Genomic DNA, 2,946 nt, shown 5'->3' on the forward strand with positions numbered 1-2,946 from the left:
CTACTTCATTGTAAGATATTTCATAATCAAAATTCCTTCCAAAATAATGATCACTTGTTACATAAGTAATAGACGTACACATAGTTTATTCCTCCTAAATATTTTTCTGTCCACGTTCATATTACTCCAAAGTTTTCCTCATTCCAAAAGAAAAGCACAGAATACACAAAGAAGCGTTTTTATTTGTATAAACTATATCAAAGTTCTATACTTAAATTATCAAATAAAAAGGACGTGAAGATAAATGTCAAATTTAGAAAACAAAGAAGAAAAAGTTGTAAACAAAATTGTTTCTGTTGTCAATAAACTGGATAAAGAGTTAGACGAACTTGATACGTTATCTGAAAATCCAGAAAAAAAACATAACCTAAAAAAATGGTTAGTTGAACGAAAGGCTATTCATGAAATTAAAAAAGTTCTTCATGAAGCTGATAAATATGAAAAATATGATGAAAAAGAACTTGATAAAGAATTTAAAGAAATCAATGACTTATTACTCTGATCTATTAAACGACTCATTATGAGTCGTTTTTTTATACAAAGAAACTATCTGGAGGTAATCCAAATATAAATATTGATTGTAGTACAAAAAAGAAGCGTCCGAAGACGCTTCGCTGTTTAAATGCGTAAAAAGATTGGGAAATTGATTCATCAGCTATTACGACTATTATTATAATCTCATCCTATAAAAAATCAATACTAAAAAACTATTCTTTCGAGTAGCTCTGAACAGATGTCATCATAACTTATGAAGGAAATAGACATAAGATTGTGTATAAAAAATAACCGCCCGAAGGTGGCTGAAGAAAGCTTTTATTTACATAAATACTCTTCTAAATAATTTTAACACAGAACTAACTTAATTACTATATGTACCCTGTAGGACTCAACCTACGACCGGACGGTTATGAGCCGTCTGCTCTAACCAATTGAGCTAAAGGTACGAGAAGCCATCACAACTACTGCAAACAAAAAGAATGGACATAGACTAGATAATAATGGTTTTCATTCTTTGTTGTGATGGCACATTAATTATTACACATTTAATAGCAAAAAACTAGATTGTACTTATTCTTTGTAAAATATATTATTTTATGCTATTATTTCCAAGTCATAAAAAGAAAAAAGCTTCAGATACTTATCTTTTTGGGGAAAGACTCTAGGGTGAGGGAGTATCTGAAGCTTTTTTCTATGTTTATTATCTCACATAGTTATTTTTTAGTCTATTATTTGCTTAATTTTTTATATTATAATAATTTTATTTGCTCCTTAATTAGTAACGAACTACTCTAAATTGCTAGCAATAATTACGGTATCTAGCTTAAAATAAAAAAACACCTCAAATGAGGTGTTTAAAGTTCAACATTATTTTACAATATTTACTGCTTGAGGGCCACGTTGACCTTCTTCAATATCATAAGTAACTGCTTGGCCTTCATCTAAAGACTTGAAGCCTTCTCCCTGGATCGCTGAGAAATGTGCAAATACGTCATTTCCATCTTCTCCAGTGATAAATCCAAAACCTTTGTCTGAGTTAAACCATTTTACTGTACCGTTATTCATATATATTTCCTCCTGATACGTATATAATACGTGTTTTGTTGCAATTAATATTACTTTGTAAAAGGAGTTTTTATAGTGTGAATATATCGCTCAGATTACGTTTCAAATTAGATTACTTGTTTAGTATAACACGAATGTAATGGTAACACAAGGCTAACACGATTTAATATAAAGAACTATATTTAAGCATTTAGAAGAGTTAATTGCAGAACGAAAATACAAATACAATACTGATTAAAATTAAATAAAAAAACCACCTTTTGGAGGTGGCCCACAAGGGACGGCGTACTTACATTACGCTTAATAATTATTATCGTATTCCTTGTGTCGGCAGTGCGAAATTAATTCGCCTGTAAGTTAATCATAAAGTAACTATCTGCTAAATGCAATAGTTATGCTTAAAAAAATTTAGCTTATTTTTTAAGGCAACCTCATACAAGAATGTTCCGGTATATTTCTCATTTCTCTGTTATCAATCTTGAACGATGTCCATAATCTGTTTGCCAATATATCACTAGCTTGTATCAAATAATTATGTTTAGAATCGCAATAAGACACATTTATTTCTAACTTACCTTTCCAAATAGGTTCATAAAATACACCATAATTAAAATTATGAACACCATTTTTTAGTTCTTCATATACTGATTCCTCAAAATTATAATAGCCATTACTTGCAGTGGCTTGCTCATCCACACAGATACATAGCTTTAAGTCGTCCTCTGGATTCAATAATCCTCTATTTATCAGCAACTTAATTTTTTCTTTGACCAGTCTTTTTAATACATAATCTTTATATCTGTGTATTGATTTTTTATGATCTAAAATATTTGACTGTACCCTTTTGATATCAACTGTTAATCCCATACTATGTTCGTTTTTTAAAACCCTGTATAATTCGTATTTTTCACTTTTATCTAAATAACAAGCTTTTAATTCTTCTCTGTTACCTCGTTTGGTTTGGATTCGTTGAACCACTTTTTTATATTTTCTTTTTGCAATTTCTTTATTATCCTTGCCAATGAATGCGTATCCAGCGTAGACAAAAAATCTATTAGGTGCATTCCTATGCAAGACGCCTGAATCATCAAAAAATAAATGTAATTCTTCCAACAGCCGCTTCTCCGATCATTTGTTATAAATATATGTTAATTTTACATCTTAGCCGTCTTTATAACAATAACTAAAATTGCAGATGTAGCCTAATTATATGTACTGCCCCTCAACGAGGAGCTTTTAGTTTATAAAGTCAAATAGATATCCTTAATATGCACATCATTAACCGCACCTTCGCCGTTAGCTTGATTACAACGACGGAAAATGACATCAATTTTCGTACCTTTTTTCACCCAGCTTAAATCCAAAGTGACGTCCATGCCTAGT

General features: G+C 30.4%; 4 protein-coding genes, 1 tRNA gene and 1 pseudogene. 1 reads left to right on the forward strand and 5 read right to left on the reverse strand.

Going from position 1 to position 2,946, the window contains the following annotated elements:
• Positions 1-82, reverse strand: an 82-nt coding sequence (locus EVI01_RS14300) for a linear amide C-N hydrolase (protein ID WP_371859426.1), incomplete at its 3' end; no start/stop codon positions are given.
• A 162-nt stretch (positions 83-244) separates the two neighbouring features.
• On the opposite strand from EVI01_RS14300, the gene EVI01_RS13275 reads away from it, so the two are divergent.
• Positions 245-502, forward strand: a complete 258-nt coding sequence (locus tag EVI01_RS13275; RefSeq protein WP_002295273.1) for a hypothetical protein — start codon at positions 245-247, stop codon at positions 500-502.
• Between the two features lie 369 nt (positions 503-871).
• On the opposite strand, the gene EVI01_RS13280 is transcribed toward EVI01_RS13275, so the two are convergent.
• From EVI01_RS13280 to EVI01_RS14200, 4 genes and pseudogenes are all read right to left on the reverse strand, one after another.
• Positions 872-944, reverse strand: a tRNA-Ile gene (locus tag EVI01_RS13280).
• Positions 945-1,365: 421 nt separating this feature from the next.
• Entirely contained in the window at positions 1,366-1,563 is a 198-nt protein-coding gene (locus tag EVI01_RS13285; RefSeq protein ID WP_002293041.1) for a cold-shock protein, read from the reverse strand.
• A 420-nt stretch (positions 1,564-1,983) separates the two neighbouring features.
• On the reverse strand, positions 1,984-2,676 hold the full coding sequence (locus EVI01_RS13290) for a DUF3800 domain-containing protein (RefSeq protein ID WP_002325016.1): 693 nt from the start codon (positions 2,674-2,676) through the stop codon (positions 1,984-1,986).
• A gap of 128 nt (positions 2,677-2,804) precedes the next feature.
• Positions 2,805-2,946 (reverse strand): annotated as a pseudogene (locus tag EVI01_RS14200) (N-acetylmuramoyl-L-alanine amidase); the annotation flags it as partial.

It is taken from the genome of Enterococcus villorum (genome assembly GCF_007990225.1).
Lineage (GTDB): Bacteria > Bacillota > Bacilli > Lactobacillales > Enterococcaceae > Enterococcus_B > Enterococcus_B villorum.